The following is a 1,283-nucleotide window of genomic DNA, read 5'->3' as shown; positions in this document are numbered from 1 at the left end:
AAGGAGAGGCCCGATGGGCAAGGCAAAGTTTGAGCGTAACAAGCCGCACGTGAACATCGGCACGATTGGCCACGTTGACCACGGCAAGACGACGCTGACGGCAGCGATCACGATGGTTCTGGCGGAAGCTGGCGGTGGTGAGAAGCGCTCGTATGAAGACATCGACTCGGCGCCGGAAGAGAAGGCCCGTGGTATCACGATCAACACGGCGCACGTGGAATACGAGACGGAAAACCGTCACTACGCCCACGTCGACTGCCCCGGACACGCTGACTATGTGAAGAACATGATCACCGGTGCGGCCCAGATGGACGGCGCGATCCTGGTTGTGAACGCGGCTGACGGCCCGATGCCGCAGACCCGTGAGCACATCCTGCTGGCCCGCCAGGTTGGCGTTCCGGCACTGGTCGTGTTCCTGAACAAGGTTGACCAGGTCGACGACGAAGAGCTGCTCGAGCTCGTCGAGATGGAAGTTCGCGAACTGCTGTCGTCCTACGAATTCCCGGGCGACGACATTCCGATCATCAAGGGTTCGGCGCTTGCTGCTGTTGAAGGCCGCGACGACAATATCGGCAAGGACCGCATCCTCGAGCTGATGGCCGCTGTCGACGAGTACATCCCGACGCCGGAACGTCCGCTGGACAAGCCGTTCCTGATGCCGGTCGAAGACGTGTTCTCGATCTCCGGCCGCGGTACGGTTGTGACCGGCCGTGTCGAGCAGGGCATCATCAAGGTTGGCGACGAGATCGAAATCGTCGGTATCCGCCCGACCGCCAAGACGACCTGCACGGGCGTGGAAATGTTCCGCAAGCTGCTCGACCAGGGCCAGGCTGGCGACAACATCGGCGCCCTGCTGCGCGGTGTGGACCGTGAAGGCGTTGAGCGTGGCCAGGTTCTGGCCAAGCCGGGCTCGATCACGCCGCACGCCAAGTTCGAAGCCGAGGCTTACATCCTGACCAAGGAAGAAGGCGGCCGCCACACGCCGTTCTTCACCAACTACCGTCCGCAGTTCTACTTCCGTACGACGGACGTGACGGGTGTTGTGACGCTTCCGGCTGACAAGGAAATGGTCCTGCCGGGCGACAACGTGAAAATGGACGTGGAACTGATCACCCCGATCGCCATGGACCAGGGCCTGCGCTTCGCTATCCGCGAAGGCGGCCGCACGGTCGGCGCCGGCGTCGTCTCGGCCATCAAGGACTAAGTCCTCAAAGGCCAACGCCTCACAGAATCGAAAAGGCCGCCCAACATGGGCGGCCTTTTTGCTTGTTGGGGAGAGATTG

1 protein-coding gene is annotated in these 1,283 nt (G+C 62.0%); it reads left to right on the top strand.

All coding sequences use genetic code 11. The annotated features are described in order from the left end of the window. Nucleotides 1-13 precede the first annotated feature (13 nt). Nucleotides 14-1,204 (top strand): elongation factor Tu, encoded by a 1,191-nt coding sequence (gene tuf / locus HJA_RS17645; RefSeq protein ID WP_035585113.1) that lies wholly within the window; start codon nucleotides 14-16, stop codon nucleotides 1,202-1,204. The last annotated feature ends 79 nt before the right edge of the window (nucleotides 1,205-1,283 follow it).

It is taken from the genome of Hyphomonas jannaschiana VP2 (assembly GCF_000685215.1).
GTDB lineage: Bacteria > Pseudomonadota > Alphaproteobacteria > Caulobacterales > Hyphomonadaceae > Hyphomonas > Hyphomonas jannaschiana.
Note: the sequence above shows the minus strand (reverse complement) of the source record. Positions and strands in the feature narration are given on the sequence as shown.